We start from the raw sequence: 16,622 nt of genomic DNA, 5'->3' as shown, positions 1-16,622 counted from the left end.
CTGATGAGCGATTCCGATTTCACACCGAACGATCCGCTCCACGACACCGCCGAGATCCCGCCGCTGGGCGGGGTCTTCGGGCGAGTGGTGACTGGCCTCGATCGGCTGTTCGCCCTGCTCGCCTCGCTGGCCCTGCTGGGCATTGCCGCGGTGGTGATCCTGCAGATCGTGGCCCGCGTCGCCCTGCCCAGCGCCCCGGCCTGGACCGAGGAGCTGTCGCGCTATCTGTTCATCTACATGGTGGCGCTGTCGTCCGGCCTGGTGTTGCGCCGTAGCCGCCACGTCAACGTCGAACTGTTCCAGCACCTGATGGGACAGCGCAACCAGCTGATCTACCGCGCCCTGTGCTGCCTGGTCGTCGGCGTCTTCGCGGCGTGGATGATTCCCTATGCCATGACGTTCGCCCAGGTCGGCGCCTTCCAGACCTCGCCGACGCTGCGGGTCCACATGCACTACATCTTCTTCTCGACCGTCGCCCTGTTCGGCCTGACCGCCCTGTATGCGGCGATCGGCCTGATCGAGGCCGGTGTGGCGCTCGCCCGCGGCGGTTCGACCCCTACCCGGGAGACGCCGTGATGGAAGTCGCCGTCCTGTTCTGCGTATTCATCGTCCTGCTGCTGATCGGCATCCCCATCGCCTTCTCCCTGGGCATCGCCTCGCTCTCTTATCTGCTGCTCGCCGACATCTCGCTGACCATCGTCCCGCAGCGCATGTATGGCGGCATCGACTCCTTCGTCCTGCTGTGCATCCCCGGCTTCGTGCTCGCCGGCAATCTGATGAACGTCGGCAACATCACCGATCACATCGTTCGCTTCTCCAACGCCCTGGTCGGCCACATTCGCGGCGGGCTGGGGTTGGCCAACGTCGGCGGCTCGATGATCTTCGGCGGCATCTCGGGCACCGCGGTGGCCGACGCGGCGAGCATCGGCTCGGTGATGATCCCCGGCATGGCCCGCGCCGGCTACGACAAGCCGTTCGCCGCCGCGGTCACCGCCGCCTCCTCGACGGTGGGTCCGATCATCCCGCCCAGCGTGCCGATGATCATCGCCGGCTCGCTGTCCGGGGTCTCGGTGGGCAAGATGTTCCTCGCCGGCGCCATCCCGGGCCTGCTGCTCGGCGCGGCAATGATGATCACCGTCTACATCCTGGCGATCCGGCGCGGCTACCCCAAGGAGAGGCGGGCCACCTTCGGGGAACTGCTCGAAGAAGGGCGCAGCGCCTTCTGGGCGCTGCTGATGACCTTCATCATCCTCTACGGGATCATCGGTGGGGTCTTTACCCCCACCGAGGCGTCGATCGTCGCCAGCCTCTACGCCTTCGTGATCGGCATGTTCGTCTACAAGGGGCTCAACTGGCGCAACCTTGGCGGGATCGTCGTCGACACCGTGCTGACCTCGGGCTCGCTGATGCTGCTGGTGGGCCTGGCCAACCTGTTCGGCTGGATCCTCACCAGCCAGCAGATCCCGCAGATGATCGCCGATCAGATCCTGGGCATCAGCGAGAACCCGGTGGTGGTGATCCTGATCCTCAACCTGATCCTGCTGGTGGTGGGTACCTTCATGGAGACCATCGCCGCGCTGATCATTCTCTTTCCGGCGCTGATGGGCGTGGCCACCGGGGTGGGTATGGACCCCATCCACTTCGGCCTGATGGCGGTGCTCAACCTGATGATCGGCCTGACCACGCCACCGCTCGGGGTGTGCCTGTTCATCGTCTCGGGGATCGGCAAGCTGCCGATGCTGCGCGTGGCGCGGGCCATCGTGCCCTTCCTGATCTGCAATCTGGTGGTGCTGGGGCTGGTGTCCTACATCCCCGCCCTCTCGCTGTGGCTACCCAACCTGCTGATGGGAGACTGACCGACCATGACCCCGACGCGAATCCCCAGCGACCACGCCGAGCCCGGCATCGGCATCGTCCACCTCGGGCTGGGCGCCTTTCATCGCGCCCACCAGGCGGTCTACGTCGAGCGCAACCTGGCCCGCCACGGCGGCGGTGACTGGGGCATCATCAGCGCCAACATCCGCTCCAACCGCCGGCTCGTCAAGCTGATGCGCCAGCGCGACCAGCGCTACCACGTCGCCGAGTACACCGACCGCGAGCACGTCACGCTGCGCGAGGTCGCCGCGATCGGCGAGACGCTCTACGCCGGCCCCGACGGCGACGACCTCGAGACGCTGCTGACGCGCATGAGCGAGCCGGGCGTGCGCATCGTCACCCTGACCGTCACCGAGAAGGGCTACCACCTGAGCCCCGCCGACGGCCGCCTGCTCGTCGAGGCCCCGACGATCGCCCACGACATCGCCGAGCCCGATGCGCCGCACAGTGCGCCGGGCATGCTCGTCGAGGCACTGGCCCGACGCCATGCCGCCGGCACCCCGCCCTTCACGGTGCTCAGCTGCGACAACATGCCGGACAACGGCAAGCGCGTCCGCCGCGCAGTGATCGAGCTGGCGCGCCAGCGTGACGACCAACTCGCCGAGTGGATCGCCGAGTCCGTCGCCTTTCCCTGCAGCATGGTCGATCGCATCGTCCCGGCGATGACCGACGACGATTTCGCGCGCCTCGAAACCTTGGGTGTCGACGATCCGGCGGCAGTGGTCTGCGAGGCCTTCAGCCAGTGGGTGATCGAGGACGATTTTCCCCAGGGCCGCCCCGACTGGGAGCACGACGGCGTGCAGATGGTCGCCGATGTCGCCCCCTTCGAGACCATGAAACTGCGCATGCTCAACGGCAGTCACTCGCTGCTCGCCTACCTGGGTGCGCTGGCGGGCATCGAGACCGTCAGCGACGCCGTGGCCCGGCGCGAATTCGTCGCCCTCCTCGACCGCTACATGGGTAACGAGGCTGCGCCGACGCTGACCATGCCGGCGGGCACCGACCTCGACGCCTACGCGGCGAGCCTGCTCGCGCGCTTCGCCAACGACAGCCTGCGCCATCGGCTGCAGCAGATCGCCATGGACGGCTCGCAGAAGCTGCCCCAGCGCTGGCTCGCCGGCGCCCGGACCCGGCTCGATGCCGGCGGCGACATCACCTGCACGGCGCTCGGCGTGGCGGCGTGGATCCGTTACACCGCCGGTAGCGACCTGGCGGGCGCAAGCCATCCGGTCGACGACCCGCTGGCCGGGACCTTCGCCGCACTGCATGCCGAACACAGTGAACCGGCCGCGCTGGTCGCGGCCTTCCTCGCTCTCGACGCCATCTTCCCGCGCGAGCTGGCCGATGACGCGCGCTTTTCCGGCGCGGTGCTCGACGCCTACCGCACGCTGACCGAGCGCGGCGCCGAGGCGGCCCTGGCCGGCCTCGACGCCCCGACACGATAGGAGACGATCATGGAACACACCTGGCGCTGGTTCGGGCCCGACGATCCGATCACCCTCGACGACATCCGCCAGACCGGGGCCACCGGCATCGTCACCGCGCTGCACGAGATCCCCAACGGCGAGACCTGGCCGCGCGAGGCGATCGCCGAACGCAAGCAGATGATCGAGAACGCGGGCCTGACCTGGTCGGTGGTCGAGAGCGTGCCGGTTCACGAGGCCATCAAGCAGGCCAGCGGTGCCTGGGATACCTACATCGCCAACTACCAGCAGACGCTGCGCAACCTCGCGGCCTGCGGCATCGACGTGGTCTGCTACAACTTCATGCCGGTGCTCGACTGGACACGCACCGACCTCGCCTGGCCGCTGCCCACCGGCGGCACGGCGCTGCGCTTCGATCAGACCGCCTTCTCCGCCTTCGACCTCTACCTGCTCGAACGCCCCGGCGCCGAGGCCGACTACGACGCCACCGAGCGCGATGCCGCCCGGCGCTATCTCGACACCCTCGACAACGGTGCTCGCCAGCGGCTGATCGACACCGTCATCGCCGGGCTGCCCGGGGCCGAGGAACACTATACCCTGGCGCGGTTTCGCGAGGTCATCGCCGGCTACGCCGAGATCGACGCCGAGCGCCTGCGCACCAATCTGGGCGCCTTCCTGCGGGCCGTGGTGCCGGTGGCCGAGGAAGTCGGCATCCGCCTGGCAATCCACCCCGACGACCCGCCCCGGCCGCTGCTGGGCCTGCCGCGGGTGGTGTCGACACCCGACGACGCCCAGTGGATCCTCGATGCCGTGCCCAGCCCGGCCAACGGGCTGACCTTCTGCACCGGTTCCTACGGCGTCAGCGCGGCGATCGATCTGGTGGCGATGGGCGAGCGCTTCGCCGAACGCATCTATTTCGCGCACCTGCGCGCCACCCAGCGCGAGGCCGATCCCCGGAGCTTCCACGAGGCGGCCCATCTCGACGGCGACGTGGACATGGTCGGCGTGGTCAAGGCGCTGGTCGACGAGGAGCGACGCCGCGAACGCGACGGTGGGCCGCGGCTGCCACTGCGCCCCGACCACGGCCACCATCTGCTCGACGACCTGAGCCGCGAGACCCGCCCCGGTTATCCGCTGATCGGCCGGCTCAAGGGGCTCGCCGAGCTGCGCGGCGTGGAGGCGGCGGTACGCCGTCTGGGCTGACGCCGCGGTTACCCAAAGCACGACGCAAAATGATAGAGTTGGCGATTATTTCCCCGGGGTGAATGGCCATGTCCCGCCGCGTCTCCTTGTCCGGAAAACGCATCCTGCTCGGCGTCAGCGCCGGTATCGCCGCCTACAAGAGCGCCGTGCTCGCCCGCCTGCTCAAGAAGGCGGGCGCCGACGTGCGGGTGGTGATGACCGAGGGCGCCCAGGCCTTCATCGCGCCGATGACCTTCCAGGCGCTGACCGGCGAGGCGGTGCGCACCTCGCTGCTCGATCCCGAGGCGGAAGCCGGCATGGGCCACATCGAGCTGGCCCGCTGGGCCGAGCTGGTGCTGATCGCCCCGGCCACCGCCGATCTGATGGCCCGTCTCGCCCATGGCCACGCCGACGACCTGCTCACCACCCTGTGCCTGGCCACCGGCGCCGAATGCCTGATGGCGCCGGCGATGAACCAGGCGATGTGGGCGCACCCGGCGACCCGCGACAACGCCCGCCGCCTCGAAGGCTACGGCTGGCGGCTGCTGGGCCCCGACAGCGGCGACCAGGCCTGCGGCGATGTCGGCGCCGGGCGCATGCTCGAGCCCGAGGCGATCGTCGAACGGCTCCTGGCGGCGCCCGACGACGCGCCTGCCATGGCGCCCGACGACGCGCCTGCCATGGCGCCCGATGCCGTGCCTGTCACGGCGCCCGATACCGCGCCCCCCGACCCGGTGTCCGGCGGTGCCGACGCGGCCGGGCTGACCCTGACGATCACCGCCGGCCCGACCCGCGAGGCGATCGATCCGGTGCGTTATCTCTCGAACCACAGTTCGGGCAAGATGGGCTATGCCCTGGCCGCCGCCGCCGCCGCGCGCGGCGCCCGGGTACGCCTGATCAGCGGGCCGGTATCGTTGCCAACCCCGCCCGGCGTCGAGCGCATCGATGTCGTCTCGGCCGAGGAGATGCTCGCCGCCGCCCGCGAGGCCGTCGTCGACAGTGATGTCTTCATCGGCTGCGCGGCGGTCTCCGACTACCGGGTCGCGCGTGCCGCCGAGCACAAGATCAAGAAGGTCGACAACCAAGACGCGCCGACCCTGACGCTGGTCGAGAATCCCGACATCATCGCCACCATCGCCGCCGAGGCCACGCGGCCCTTCGTGGTCGGCTTCGCCGCCGAGACCCGGGATCTGGAGGCCTATGCCCGCGACAAGCTCGCGCGCAAGAACCTCGACATGATCGTCGCCAACGACGTCTCGCGCGCCGGACTGGGCTTCGGCTCGGATCGCAACGCCGCGCTGGTGCTGTGGCGCAATGACGCTCGCGAGCCGGGCCGCCTGGAGCTGCCGGCGCAGACCAAGCAGGATCTCGCCGCGGCGGTGATCGAACAGGTGCTGGTGCGCTTTCGCGCCCGCGCCACCCAGTCTTCCACCTCTCCCGATCCGTCCCGACAGGACTCCCGATGAACGACACCTCGCCCCCGGCGATCGACGCCACCCGGCCCAAGCTGGCCGTGAAGATTCTCGACGAACGCGTCCACGCCCATCCGCTGCCGCACTACGCCACCACCGGCAGCGCCGGCATGGACCTGCGCGCGCTGCTCGACGAACCGCTGACGCTGGCCCCCGGCGACAGCGAGCTGGTGCGCACCGGCCTGGCCGTGCACATCGCCGACCCGGGGCTCGCCGGCATGGTGCTGCCGCGCTCGGGCCTGGGCCACAAGCACGGCATCGTGCTGGGCAATCTGGTCGGACTGATCGATTCCGACTACCAGGGCGAGCTGATGATCTCGGTCTGGAACCGCGGTCGCGAGCCCTTCGTCCTCGAACCCGGCGAGCGTCTGGCCCAGTTCGTGCTCGTTCCCGTGGTGCAGGCCGACGTCGACGTCGTCGACGATTTCGCCGCCAGTCAGCGCGGCGAAGGCGGCTTCGGCCACTCGGGCCGGCACTGACACGTCGCAGTGTCGCCGGCACTGCCCGACTAGACTGGGTGGTTAGATAGCCACCCCACCGCTTCATCCCATGACCAAGGAGGGACCCATGAGCGAGATAACCCCGTCCATCTTCCGCGCCTACGATATCCGCGGCACCGTCGACGACACCCTCACCGAGGCCAGTGTCGAACTGATCGGCCGGGCGATCGGCAGCGAGGCCGCCGCACGCGGCGAATCCACGGTGATCGTCGCCCGCGACGGCCGGCATTCCGGGCCGCGCCTGCAGGCCGCCCTGATGAAGGGGCTGACCGCCGCCGGCCGCGACGTGATCGACATCGGCATGGTGCCCACCCCGGTGCTCTACTTCGCCACCAACACCCTCGAGGGCACCCGTTCCGGGGTGGTGGTCACCGGCAGCCACAACCCCCCCGACTACAACGGCTTCAAGATCGTGCTGGGCGGCGAGACGCTGTCCGGCGATGCGATCACCGCGCTCTACCAGCGCATCGCCGACGACGATTTCGCCACGGGCGACGGCCAGGTCAGCGAACAGGACGTTCGCGATGCCTACCTGGATCGTATCGTCGGCGACGTCACCCTCGAAGGGCCGATCAAGGCAGTGGTCGACTGCGGCAACGGCGTGGCCGGCGAGCTGGGACCCAAGCTCATCGAGCGCCTCGGCGCCGAGACCGTGACGCTGTTCGACGAGATCGACGGCGACTTCCCCAATCACCATCCCGACCCGGGCAAGCTCGAGAACCTCCAGGACGTGATCCGCACCGTCAAGGAAACCCACGCCGACATCGGCCTGGCCTTCGATGGCGACGGCGACCGTCTCGGCGTGGTCACGCCCAAGGGCGAGGTGATCTATCCCGACCGGCTGATGATGGCCTTCGCCGAGGACATGCTCGAGCGCAACCCGGGCGCCAAGGTGATCTTCGACGTCAAGTGCACCGGCAATCTCGCCAAGGTGATCGACGACGCCGGCGGCGAGCCGGAGATGTGGCGCACCGGCCATTCGCTGATCAAGGCGCGCATGAAGGAGACCGGCGCCCAGCTGGCCGGCGAGATGAGCGGCCATATCTTCTTCAAGGAGCGTTGGTACGGTTTCGACGACGGCCTCTACGGTGCCGCGCGGCTGCTGGAGATCCTCGCCAAGCAGCAGGACGACGCCGATACCTTCTTCGCGCGCTTCCCGCAGGATCTCGGCACCCCCGAACTCAACGTCAAGGTCACCGACGACAACAAGTTCGCCATCGTCGACAAGCTGGCCCGCGAGGGCGACTTCGGCGACGAGGGCGTCAAGACCACCCTCGACGGCATCCGCGTCGACTACCCCGACGGCTGGGGCCTGTGCCGCGCCTCCAACACCACCCCGGTGCTGGTACTGCGCTTCGAGGGCAAGACCCAGGAGGCCCTCGAACGCGTCCAGGGGCGCTTCCGCGATGCCCTGAAGCAGGTCGCCCCCGACGCCGAACTGCCTTTCTAGGCGCTCACCGGTCGCCGGCTTTCGGGCCGGCGACCCGTTTCAGACTGAGGAGACCGATCGCCAATGAGCGAACAATCCCGCGACCCCCGCCTCGTGGTCGAGGTGCTCTCCGAGGCGCTGCCCTATATCCAGCGCTTCTCCGGCAAGACCGTGGTGGTCAAGTACGGCGGCAACGCCATGACCGAGGACACCCTGGTCGACTCCTTCGCCCGCGACATGGTGCTGATGAAGGAAGTCGGCATCAATCCGGTGGTGGTGCACGGTGGCGGGCCGCAGATCGGCGAACTGCTCGACAAGCTCAAGATCGAGTCGCGCTTCGTCGGCGGCATGCGCGTCACCGATGCCGCGACCATGGACGTCGTCGAGATGGTTCTCGGCGGGCTGGTCAACAAGGGCATCGTCAACCTGATCAACCAGTGCGGCGGCAAGGCGATCGGCCTGACCGGCAAGGACGGCGGCCAGATCCGCGCCCGGCAGCTCAAGGTCGAGCACCGCACGCCGGAGATGACCGCCACCGAGATCATCGACATCGGTCACGTCGGCGAGGTCGAGCACATCTCCACCGACCTGATCGAGATGCTCACCGCCCGGGATTTCATCCCGGTGATCGCGCCGATCGGCGTCGATGGCGAGGGGCGCAGCTACAACATCAACGCCGATCTGGTGGCCGGCAAGGTCGCCGAGGCGCTCCAGGCCGAAAAACTGATGCTGCTGACCAACGTCGCCGGGTTGATGAACGCCGACGGCGAGGTGCTCACCGGCCTGACCACCCAGCAGGTCGACGCCCTGATCGCCGACGGCACCATCCACGGCGGCATGCTGCCCAAGATTCGCTGCGCGCTGGAAGCCGTCAAGGGCGGCGTGGTCAGCTCGCACATCATCGACGGCCGCGTCCCCCACGCCACGCTGCTCGAGATCTTCACCAATGCCGGGGTCGGCACGCTGATCTCCAACCTGGCCCCGCCCGAGACCTGAGCGTCGCGCCGATCGGCGTTGCCGATCCGCCAATGATTAGATTAATGCGTAAAAAGCCTGACTCCGGTTTGCCCCGGAGCAGGCCCGCCAGTACGATTGGCAAAAAACCAAACTATTAGAAGAACTCATGACGCAGGCAACCACCAAGCAAAGTCGCCGGGAGCAGATCCTCCAGGCGCTGGCGCTGATGCTCGAGGAGGACAGTGGCAAGCGCATCACCACGGCGTCGCTGGCCCGTCAGGTCGGTGTCTCCGAGGCGGCGCTGTATCGCCACTTCCCCAGCAAGGCGCGCATGTTCGAAGGTCTCATCGAGTTCATCGAGGCCTCGCTGTTCGAGCGCATCCGCCGGATACTCGACGAAACGCCCGAGGCGCTGCCCCGCTGTCGGCACATTCTGATGCTGCTGCTGGGCTTCGCGGAAAAGAACCCCGGCCTGTGCCGGCTGCTCAACGGCGACGCCCTGACCGGCGAGACCGCGCGGCTGCGCGTGCGCATGGGGCAGCTCTTCGAGCGTCTCGAGACCCAGCTCAAGCAGGTATTGCGCGAGGCCGAGCTCCACGAGGGGCTGCGCCCGACGCTGCCGGTCTCCTCGGCCGCCAACCTGCTGCTCGCCTACGCCGAAGGGCGCATCGGTCAGTACGTGCGCAGCGACTTCCGGCGCCGCCCCACCGACAACTGGGAAGAGCACTGGCAGCGGCTGTCGCACGAGCTGATGATCCCCGTGCCCCAGGCCAGCCGGGCCTGAGCGAACCGCACGCCCACGAAAATGCCCGGCTCATGGCCGGGCATTCGTCGTCGGGCAACCGGAGAATCGGGACGCGTCGGGGTCAGGCGACCAGCGACTCGCCGAGCTGCTGACGGATCTTCTTCATGGCGTTCTTCTCGAGCTGGCGAATCCGCTCGGCGGAGACACCGTAGACATCGGCCAGCTCGTGCAGGGTGGCCTTGCTCTCGGCCAGCCAGCGGCGCTGGAGGATGTCCTGGGAGCGTTCGTCGAGGCTGGCCAGCGCATCCTGCAGGCGACGGGTGGAATCCGCCTCCCAGTCGCTGTCCTCGAGCTGGGTCGCCGGATCGTAGCTGGCATCGTCGAGATAGTGGGCCGGCGCCTGATAGCCCTGGTCCTCTTCCTCGCTGGGCGAGGCGTCGAAGCCGGCATCGAAGGCGGACAGTCGCCCTTCCATCTCGCGCACCACCTCGGGCTTGACGTCGAGATCCTTGGCGATGGCATCGACCTCGTCGGTGTTCAGCCAGGCGAGGCGCTTCTTGGCGCTGCGCAGGTTGAAGAACAGCTTGCGCTGGGCCTTGGTGGTGGCGACCTTGACGATCCGCCAGTTACGCAGCACGTATTCGTGAATCTCGGCCTTGATCCAGTGCACGGCAAACGACACCAGGCGCACGCCCTGGTTGGGGTCGAAGCGCTTGACCGCCTTCATCAGGCCGACGTTACCTTCCTGGATGAGGTCGGCCTGCGGCAGCCCGTAACCGGAATAGCTGCGGGCGATGTGGACCACGAAACGCAGATGGGCCATGACCAGACGACGCGCCGCCTCGAGATCGTTCTCGTCGTGCAGACGGAAGGCAAGTTCGCGCTCTTCGTCGGCGGTCAGGACCGGAATCCCGTTGACTGCCTGAATGTAGCCGTTCAGGTCATGGCCGGGTGACAGATGGCCAATAGGCTGAAGACTGGTGCTCATGCAGGATGTCTCCATGTTGCCCTTGAAAGGGGAGCCTCCCGGGCTCTCCCGGAATCGGTTAGTGACCTAACCGTCTTGTCCCGTACCTCGGACACTAAGCGTAGAGAGAAGTTCAACTTTCGTGCAAGCCTCTCGCGGCCGGTGAAGCATCTTGTTGATCTAGCGCTAGCGCGGACGGGTTTCGGCGAGATGCCGGTGCACGGCAACCCAACCGCCCAGCCAGCCCAATAGTGTACTCGAAACCAGCAGCACTGCCGAGCCCCCGACCCCCAGATGGGGCAGACTGAACTGGGCCCCGTAGCTCGCCGCCAGGGCGCGTATCGGCCCGGCCAGCCACTGTCCGCCGACGGCCAGCAGCAGCCAGGCCACCACCCCGCCGCCCAGCCCGTACCAGGCACCGCTGTAGAGGAAGGGGCGCCGCACGAAGGCATGGGTCGCGCCGATCAGCGTCACCACCTCGATCTCGCGACGCCGGCTCTCCACCGACAGGCGAATGGTGTTGCCGACCACCAGCAGCGCTCCCAGACCGAACAGCACGCCCAGCGCCAGCGTCAGGCGCCGGCCGAGTTCCGCCAGACGCCGCAGACGCTCCAGCCAGGCCAGATCGACGCGCACCTCGTCGACGCCGTCGACAGCGTCGAGTTGCTCGCCGAGATCGCGCACCGCCGCCGGCGCGGTATCGGTCGGCGTGATCACCACGCTGGCCGGCAGCGGGTTGTCGTCGAGTTCGGCCAGGGCATCGTCGAGCCCCAGCGCCTGCTGGAATTCCGCCATGCCCTCGGCGGCGGTGATCAGCCGCGCGCCGGCGACCTCGGGATGCTGGCGCAGGGTATCGGCGATCGTCATGGCCTGGCGCTCGCTCACCGCGGGCGCCAGATAGACCGTCAGCGTGGCGCTCTCCTGCAGCCGCTGGCCCACCCCGCTGGCGCCGGACAGCGCCAGCCACAGGCCGGTGGGCAGGATCAGCGCGATGCCGATGGCGAGCATCGTCAGCAGGCTGGCGACCGGCTGGCGCAGCAGGCGCCGGGCACTGTCGCCGAGCATGGCGCGGTGATGACGCAACCAGGCACGCGCGCGGCTGTCGAGCCCGGTACGCTGGCTGCGCGCCCCGCGGCGCCGCGCCCCCTGGGGCGTGGGTGGCGGGCTCATGGCGCTCCTCCGTCGCTGACCTGTTCGTCGCTGACCAGCCGCCCCTCGCGCAAGCGCAGCACCCGATGGCGCAATCGCGCGATCAGCGCCAGGTCGTGACTGGCGATCATCACCGTGGTGCCGATGCGGTTGAACTCCTCGAACAGCCGCATGATGTCGGCGGACAACTGCGGATCGAGGTTGCCGGTGGGCTCGTCGGCGAGCAGCAGCGGCGGCTTGTTGACCACCGCCCGGGCTATCCCCACGCGCTGCTGCTCGCCGCTGGAAAGCTCGACGGGCAGCGCCCGCTCGCGATGGAGCAGGCCCACCTTGTCGAGCGCGGCGCGCACCCGGCGAGCGGCCTCGCGGGGCTCGAAGCCCTGGATCTCCAGCGGCAGGGCGACGTTGGCGAAGACGTCGCGGTCGAAGAGCAACTGGTGGTCCTGGAAGACCACGCCGATCTGGCGGCGGTAATAGGGCACCTGGCTGATGTGCAGCCGGTCGATGTCGTAGCCGGCGATCAGCAGCCGCCCCCGCGACGGCCGCTCCAGGCGCATGATCAGGCGCAGCAGCGAACTCTTGCCGGCCCCGGAGTGGCCGGTGAGAAACAGCATCTCGCCGCGCTCGACCCGGAAGTCGATGTCGGCCAGCGCCTCGAAACGTCCGCCGTAGCGTTTGCCGACGTGCTCGAAGGCGATCATGCGCTCACGATTCCGCCGACGCGTCGCGATCGAACAGCGCCGTCACGAAGTCCTCGGCGGCGAAGGGCCGCAGATCGTCGAGCGTCTCGCCGACGCCGATGAAACGGATCGGCGTCGCCAGCTGCTTGGCCAGCGCGAAGATGATCCCGCCCTTGGCGGTACCGTCGAGCTTGGTCAGGGTAATGCCGGTGACCGGGATCGCCTCGTTGAAGGTCTGCGCCTGGGACAGCGCGTTCTGGCCGGTGCCGGCATCGAGCACCAGCATCACTTCGTGCGGGGCCTGCGCATCGAGCTTGGCCATCACCCGCTGGACCTTCTTGAGCTCCTCCATCAGATGGCTCTTGTTGTGCAGCCGTCCGGCGGTATCGGCGATCAGCACGTCGACGCCGCGCGCCTTGGCGGCGGCCAGGGCATCGTAGATCACCGAGGCGCTGTCGGCGCCGGTGTGCTGGGCAATCACCGGCACCCGGTTGCGCTCGCCCCATACCTTGAGCTGTTCCACCGCCGCGGCGCGGAAGGTGTCGCCGGCGGCGAGCATCACGCTGCGCCCCTCGTTCTGGAAGCGCTGGGTCAGCTTGCCGATGGTGGTGGTCTTGCCCACGCCGTTGACGCCGACCATCAGGATCACGAACGGCCCTTCGCCCTTGGGCGGCAGGGCGAGCGGCGTGGTCACCGGCGCGAGCAGGGTGGTCAACTCCTCCTGCAACGCCTGGAACAGCGCCTGCGGGTCCTTGAGTTCCTTGCGCGAGACGCGCTCGGTGAGGTTGTCGATGATCTCGGTGGTGGCCTCGATGCCCACGTCGGCCATCAGCAACTGGGTCTCGAGGTCCTCCATCAGGTCGTCGTCGATCTGCTTCTTGCCCAGAAATAGATCGGCGAGGCCCTCGGTGAGATTGGCGCGGGTCTTGCCGAGCCCGGCACGGATGCGCGCCAGCCAGCCCTTCTTCTCGCCGCGCGGCTTGTCGCGACCGGCGGTGGCATGATCGGCCTCGGGCGCGTCGTCGTCGTTGGCCTGCGCGGGTTCGCTGACCTCGACGGACTCGACGGTTTCGGTTTCGCGCCCGGGGGCCTCGGCGTCATCCGGCGCCGCCGGGTCGCCCAGCGAGTCGGCGGGCTCGTGGGCCGCCTCGGCACGGCGCTCGTCCGCGCTGGGCGCGGCCGGCTCGGCCAGCGACTCGCCAGGCGCGACGGCCGGCGTCTCGTCGAGTGCGCTGCGCGCCTCGCCGGTGGCGACATCACCGTCGAGGGCCTCACGGGCCGCGGTCTGCTCGAGCGTGTCAGGGGAATAGGCGGCCGCCGGCTCACGCTGCGGGTCGACCTCGTGAACCGGCGCCTCGGCCGCGTCGGACTCGCCGCGTTCGGCGGCCTCCTCGACCTCGGTCTCGTCGACCGAGGCCTCCCGCGCGTCGTCACGCGCCGCGGGGTCCTGCTGTGTCTTCTTGCGCTTGAAAAAACCGAACATGGGCAGTCTTGACCGGGAAGGAAAACGATGCCGGTATCCTAACACCGCCCGCTACCACTGTGGACACGGCGCGCGTACAATCCGCCGACCATGAGTCGTCATCGTTCCCGCAAGCCCGCGCCGCGGCGCACCGACCGGGCCACGTCGCCGCGCGGCGGCAAGCTGCGCATCATCGGCGGGCGCTTCAAGCGTCGCCTGTTGAGCGTGCCCGACAGTCCCGGGTTACGCCCCACCCCCGACCGCGTCCGCGAAACGCTGTTCAACTGGCTGGCCTTCGAGCTCGCCGGGCGGCGCGTGCTGGATCTCTACGCCGGCACCGGTGCGCTGGGTCTCGAGGCCCTGTCACGCGGTGCGGCGCAGGCGGTGTTCGTCGAGGCGCAGCCGGCGGTGGCCCGCGCCCTGGAAGCCAACGTGGTCACGCTGGGGGTCGAGGCCCGCGTGGTGGGCGGCGACACGCAAGCCTATCTCGCCGGCCCGGCGACCCCCTTCGAGCTGGTCTTCCTCGACCCGCCGTTTCGCCAGGGGTATCTGGAACCGACCTGTGCGGCCCTGGAAAGCGGCGGCTGGCTGGCCGCCGGGGCCTGGGTCTACGTCGAGCACGAGAGCGAGCTCGAACCGAACCTGCCGGGGGCCTGGTCGCTGCACCGCGAGGTACGCGCCGGCGACACCCGCGGCCGGCTCTATCACCGTCTGGCGTCGCCGCCGGGCGACGCTTGCTGAGCCTCGTGCCACGGCGTACGCTGGCCCCTGTCAAGGCCCCAGACACTGCAAGCAGCGACCAGGAGAAACGCATGAGCAGCGAACTTTTCAACCAGCTCGAACAGAAGGTCACCAACGCCGTCGAGTCGCTCGAGATGCTCAAGATGGAAGCCGAGGAACTGCGCGAGGAGAACGCCCGCCTCAAGCAGGAGCACGACGAGTGGGAGCGGCGCCTGAGCGCCCTGCTGGAAAAGTTCCGCGAACTCGAGAGCAACGAGACCGCCAGCCTTTCCTGATCCGCCCCGGCCCGCGTTTTCCCGTCTTGCGAGCGTCGCCCGCCGCGGCGCTCGACCTCCCTGCCCCTGCCCTGCCGACGCCTGCCTCAGCCCGCTGTGGGTGAGAGCGCACGCGACATCAGCACCGCCGCCTCGCTACCGCCGTCCGGCAGCGGATAATAGCCACGGCGACGCCCATCGACCCCAAAGCCCAGTGCCGCGTACAGGCTCCGCGCCGCCAGGTTGGATTCGCGCACCTCGAGCAACAGCCGTTCGCTGCCCCAGCCCGCGGCCCGCGCGAGCACACGCTCGAGCAACCTGCTGGCGATACCGCGACGGCGCGCCGCCGGGGCGACGGTGATCGCCTGGAGTTCGGCATCGAACGGCAGGCGGGAGAGGGCCGCATACCCGATCAGCGTCTGCGTGTCGTCCACCACCCCCCAGAGTTCGTAGCCGGGATCCGCTAGCGCCGCGGCGAGCGTCGCCTCGCGCCACGGGTGGGGTTGCCCAGCGCTTTCCAACGCGACCAGTGCCGCCAGGTCGTCGGGCGTCAGGCGTCTCAGGGCGTCGCTCATGCGTCACTCGCCGGCTCGGCGCCGGGGTGATGCCAGGCGTCTCGCCACTCGGCGAGCCGTGGCCAGAGATCGCGCTTGGCGCTGGCCGAGCGGCTCAGCTCGGCCAGCGACACGCTCTGCCAGACCGGAAGGCCCAGCAGGCCGCTGCGATCGTCCGCCAGGTCGAGCACCCGCGCGAGCGTCTCGTCGGCGCCGAACAGCAGCACCCGTTCAGGGTTCCAGCCACGCCGGCGACGGCCCTCGATGAAGGCGCGCAGGCCATCGCGGGCCTCCTCCAGTGGCGCTTCGGCGGGAATGTCCGGCATCAGCGGCCAGCGGAAGTGCTGAAAGTCGGGAGGGCCGGCCAGTTCGATGCCGCCGGCCCGCAGCAGGTTGGCGAAAAGCGTCAGTGCCTGGCCGTCGGGCGCGGCCTCGCCCGGCTGCACGACCAGCCAGCGGCCATCGAGCGCGGCGACCTGCAGGGTGAAGCGCAGCGGCTCCTGCCGCGAGGGCTCGGCGGAAGGCGCCGCCGTGGCGACGGGCGCTTCCCGGGTGTCGGGGGCGTGCGAGGTGTCGTCGGCCGGGGTCTCGCCGAGCAGGGCCCGGGCGCGCTTGACCGGCGCCCGGGCGGGCCGCGGCGGCGCCGTTTCGGCGGGGGCCGGGTCGGAAGCCGGCGTCGCCGGCGCATCGAGCAGGGCATGCAGGCGCTGGGCGGGCGGCGTCTGCGGCTCGGCCGCCGGGGCTTGCCAGTCGCACTCGGGGGTTTCCAGCGCGTTGGGCAGCCGGTAGCGACTGACCCAGGGCGTCAGCCCCATGGCCTCGAGGTACTGGGCGCGCTGCGGTTCGCCCAGCGCGCGCGAGCCGGCGTCAGCGGCCACCGCCACCTCGGCAGTTGGGCGAATCGGGACGCGCGTTGCCACGGGCCTCCCACTCCGCCGGCGTGTAGAGATGCAGCGCCAGGGCGTGGACGGGACCGGAAAGCTCCTCGGCCAGCGCGGCATAGATCTGCTGATGGCGCTTCACCGGCATCAGCCCCTCGAAACGCGACGACACCAGCGTCACCTTGAAGTGCGTCTCGGAATCGGGTGGCACATGGTGCATGTGACTCTCGTTCTCGACGACCAGATGCACGGGTTCGAGTTCGCGTAGCTTGTCTTCGATGCGTGCCTGAACACTCATGGAGATTCCTCCTGAATCGATGGCGATCATTGTAACGTCTCGCGCCCACCGG

18 protein-coding genes are annotated in these 16,622 nt (G+C 69.1%); 11 read left to right on the top strand and 7 right to left on the bottom strand.

Features of this window, described 5'->3' with window-relative positions; all coding sequences use genetic code 11:
- Positions 1-3 precede the first annotated feature (3 nt).
- The 9 genes from KGR00_RS00415 to slmA all read left to right on the top strand — a co-directional run bounded on the left by KGR00_RS00415 (position 4) and on the right by slmA (position 9,623).
- Positions 4-576, top strand: coding sequence for a TRAP transporter small permease (locus tag KGR00_RS00415; protein ID WP_224418123.1), 573 nt, complete (start codon positions 4-6; stop codon positions 574-576).
- Positions 576-1,856: a TRAP transporter large permease gene (locus tag KGR00_RS00410; RefSeq protein WP_224418124.1), complete on the top strand. Its 1,281-nt coding sequence runs from the start codon at positions 576-578 to the stop codon at positions 1,854-1,856. The genes KGR00_RS00415 and KGR00_RS00410 overlap by 1 nt, the downstream gene beginning before the upstream one ends.
- A gap of 6 nt (positions 1,857-1,862) precedes the next feature.
- The gene (locus KGR00_RS00405; RefSeq protein WP_224418125.1) at positions 1,863-3,320 is read left to right on the top strand and encodes a mannitol dehydrogenase family protein; all 1,458 of its coding nucleotides are present in this window, start codon (positions 1,863-1,865) and stop codon (positions 3,318-3,320) included.
- 9 nt (positions 3,321-3,329) lie between these two features.
- Entirely contained in the window at positions 3,330-4,502 is a 1,173-nt protein-coding gene (gene uxuA, locus KGR00_RS00400; protein WP_224418126.1) for a mannonate dehydratase, read from the top strand.
- Between the two features lie 68 nt (positions 4,503-4,570).
- Positions 4,571-5,947 carry a bifunctional phosphopantothenoylcysteine decarboxylase/phosphopantothenate--cysteine ligase CoaBC gene (gene coaBC, locus KGR00_RS00395; protein WP_224418127.1) on the top strand — a complete coding sequence of 459 codons (1,377 nt, stop codon included), beginning with the start codon at positions 4,571-4,573 and terminating at the stop codon, positions 5,945-5,947.
- Positions 5,944-6,432 carry a dUTP diphosphatase gene (gene dut / locus KGR00_RS00390; RefSeq protein WP_129140682.1) on the top strand — a complete coding sequence of 163 codons (489 nt, stop codon included), beginning with the start codon at positions 5,944-5,946 and terminating at the stop codon, positions 6,430-6,432. The genes coaBC and dut overlap by 4 nt, the downstream gene beginning before the upstream one ends.
- An 88-nt stretch (positions 6,433-6,520) precedes the next feature.
- Positions 6,521-7,903: a phosphomannomutase/phosphoglucomutase gene (locus tag KGR00_RS00385; RefSeq protein ID WP_129140683.1), complete on the top strand. Its 1,383-nt coding sequence runs from the start codon at positions 6,521-6,523 to the stop codon at positions 7,901-7,903.
- A 63-nt stretch (positions 7,904-7,966) separates the two neighbouring features.
- Complete coding sequence (gene argB, locus KGR00_RS00380; RefSeq protein WP_129140684.1) at positions 7,967-8,878, top strand: acetylglutamate kinase; 912 nt, start codon at positions 7,967-7,969, stop codon at positions 8,876-8,878.
- A 127-nt stretch (positions 8,879-9,005) separates the two neighbouring features.
- Entirely contained in the window at positions 9,006-9,623 is a 618-nt protein-coding gene (gene slmA, locus KGR00_RS00375; protein ID WP_129140685.1) for a nucleoid occlusion factor SlmA, read from the top strand.
- An 82-nt stretch (positions 9,624-9,705) separates the two neighbouring features.
- On the opposite strand, the gene rpoH is transcribed toward slmA, so the two are convergent.
- The 4 genes from rpoH to ftsY all read right to left on the bottom strand — a co-directional run bounded on the left by rpoH (position 9,706) and on the right by ftsY (position 13,863).
- Positions 9,706-10,572 carry an RNA polymerase sigma factor RpoH gene (gene rpoH, locus KGR00_RS00370; protein ID WP_129140686.1) on the bottom strand — a complete coding sequence of 289 codons (867 nt, stop codon included), beginning with the start codon at positions 10,570-10,572 and terminating at the stop codon, positions 9,706-9,708.
- A 165-nt stretch (positions 10,573-10,737) separates the two neighbouring features.
- Complete coding sequence (gene ftsX / locus KGR00_RS00365) at positions 10,738-11,721, bottom strand: permease-like cell division protein FtsX (RefSeq protein ID WP_129140687.1); 984 nt, start codon at positions 11,719-11,721, stop codon at positions 10,738-10,740.
- Complete coding sequence (ftsE, locus tag KGR00_RS00360; RefSeq protein ID WP_129140688.1) at positions 11,718-12,401, bottom strand: cell division ATP-binding protein FtsE; 684 nt, start codon at positions 12,399-12,401, stop codon at positions 11,718-11,720. The genes ftsX and ftsE overlap by 4 nt, the downstream gene beginning before the upstream one ends.
- Before the next feature lie 4 nt (positions 12,402-12,405).
- On the bottom strand, positions 12,406-13,863 hold the full coding sequence (gene ftsY, locus KGR00_RS00355; RefSeq protein ID WP_224418128.1) for a signal recognition particle-docking protein FtsY: 1,458 nt from the start codon (positions 13,861-13,863) through the stop codon (positions 12,406-12,408).
- Positions 13,864-13,953: 90 nt separating this feature from the next.
- On the opposite strand from ftsY, the gene rsmD reads away from it, so the two are divergent.
- Both rsmD and zapB read left to right on the top strand, forming a co-directional pair.
- Positions 13,954-14,583 (top strand): 16S rRNA (guanine(966)-N(2))-methyltransferase RsmD, encoded by a 630-nt coding sequence (rsmD, locus tag KGR00_RS00350; RefSeq protein ID WP_129140690.1) that lies wholly within the window; start codon positions 13,954-13,956, stop codon positions 14,581-14,583.
- Positions 14,584-14,654: 71 nt separating this feature from the next.
- Entirely contained in the window at positions 14,655-14,858 is a 204-nt protein-coding gene (gene zapB, locus KGR00_RS00345; RefSeq protein ID WP_129140691.1) for a cell division protein ZapB, read from the top strand.
- Between the two features lie 86 nt (positions 14,859-14,944).
- On the opposite strand, the gene rimI is transcribed toward zapB, so the two are convergent.
- The 3 genes from rimI to KGR00_RS00330 are packed head-to-tail and all read right to left on the bottom strand — an operon-like array spanning position 14,945 to position 16,570.
- Positions 14,945-15,412 carry a ribosomal protein S18-alanine N-acetyltransferase gene (rimI, locus tag KGR00_RS00340; RefSeq protein ID WP_224418129.1) on the bottom strand — a complete coding sequence of 156 codons (468 nt, stop codon included), beginning with the start codon at positions 15,410-15,412 and terminating at the stop codon, positions 14,945-14,947.
- Positions 15,409-16,269, bottom strand: a complete 861-nt coding sequence (locus KGR00_RS00335; RefSeq protein ID WP_224424099.1) for a hypothetical protein — start codon at positions 16,267-16,269, stop codon at positions 15,409-15,411. The genes rimI and KGR00_RS00335 overlap by 4 nt, the downstream gene beginning before the upstream one ends.
- Positions 16,259-16,570, bottom strand: coding sequence for a BolA/IbaG family iron-sulfur metabolism protein (locus KGR00_RS00330; protein WP_129140694.1), 312 nt, complete (start codon positions 16,568-16,570; stop codon positions 16,259-16,261). Before KGR00_RS00330 ends, KGR00_RS00335 begins: the two co-directional genes overlap by 11 nt.
- Positions 16,571-16,622 lie beyond the last annotated feature (52 nt).

Origin of the sequence: Modicisalibacter sp. MOD 31.J (assembly GCF_020147985.1) — a bacterium.
Classification (GTDB): Bacteria; Pseudomonadota; Gammaproteobacteria; order Pseudomonadales; family Halomonadaceae; genus Modicisalibacter; species Modicisalibacter coralii.
This window is presented reverse-complemented; position numbering and strand designations above follow the sequence as displayed.

Excerpts from the sequence above, each read along its gene's own strand:
- KGR00_RS00415 (WP_224418123.1), top strand. The coding sequence starts at position 4 with ATGAGCGATTCCGATTTCACACCGAACGATCCGCTCCACGACACCGCC.
- KGR00_RS00410 (WP_224418124.1), top strand. The coding sequence starts at position 576 with ATGGAAGTCGCCGTCCTGTTCTGCGTATTCATCGTCCTGCTGCTGATC.
- KGR00_RS00405 (WP_224418125.1), top strand. The coding sequence starts at position 1,863 with ATGACCCCGACGCGAATCCCCAGCGACCACGCCGAGCCCGGCATCGGC.
- uxuA (WP_224418126.1), top strand. The coding sequence starts at position 3,330 with ATGGAACACACCTGGCGCTGGTTCGGGCCCGACGATCCGATCACCCTC.
- coaBC (WP_224418127.1), top strand. The coding sequence starts at position 4,571 with ATGTCCCGCCGCGTCTCCTTGTCCGGAAAACGCATCCTGCTCGGCGTC.
- dut (WP_129140682.1), top strand. The coding sequence starts at position 5,944 with ATGAACGACACCTCGCCCCCGGCGATCGACGCCACCCGGCCCAAGCTG.
- KGR00_RS00385 (WP_129140683.1), top strand. The coding sequence starts at position 6,521 with ATGAGCGAGATAACCCCGTCCATCTTCCGCGCCTACGATATCCGCGGC.
- argB (WP_129140684.1), top strand. The coding sequence starts at position 7,967 with ATGAGCGAACAATCCCGCGACCCCCGCCTCGTGGTCGAGGTGCTCTCC.
- slmA (WP_129140685.1), top strand. The coding sequence starts at position 9,006 with ATGACGCAGGCAACCACCAAGCAAAGTCGCCGGGAGCAGATCCTCCAG.
- rpoH (WP_129140686.1), bottom strand. The coding sequence starts at position 10,572 with ATGAGCACCAGTCTTCAGCCTATTGGCCATCTGTCACCCGGCCATGAC.
- ftsX (WP_129140687.1), bottom strand. The coding sequence starts at position 11,721 with ATGAGCCCGCCACCCACGCCCCAGGGGGCGCGGCGCCGCGGGGCGCGC.
- ftsE (WP_129140688.1), bottom strand. The coding sequence starts at position 12,401 with ATGATCGCCTTCGAGCACGTCGGCAAACGCTACGGCGGACGTTTCGAG.
- ftsY (WP_224418128.1), bottom strand. The coding sequence starts at position 13,863 with ATGTTCGGTTTTTTCAAGCGCAAGAAGACACAGCAGGACCCCGCGGCG.
- rsmD (WP_129140690.1), top strand. The coding sequence starts at position 13,954 with ATGAGTCGTCATCGTTCCCGCAAGCCCGCGCCGCGGCGCACCGACCGG.
- zapB (WP_129140691.1), top strand. The coding sequence starts at position 14,655 with ATGAGCAGCGAACTTTTCAACCAGCTCGAACAGAAGGTCACCAACGCC.
- rimI (WP_224418129.1), bottom strand. The coding sequence starts at position 15,412 with ATGAGCGACGCCCTGAGACGCCTGACGCCCGACGACCTGGCGGCACTG.
- KGR00_RS00330 (WP_129140694.1), bottom strand. The coding sequence starts at position 16,570 with ATGAGTGTTCAGGCACGCATCGAAGACAAGCTACGCGAACTCGAACCC.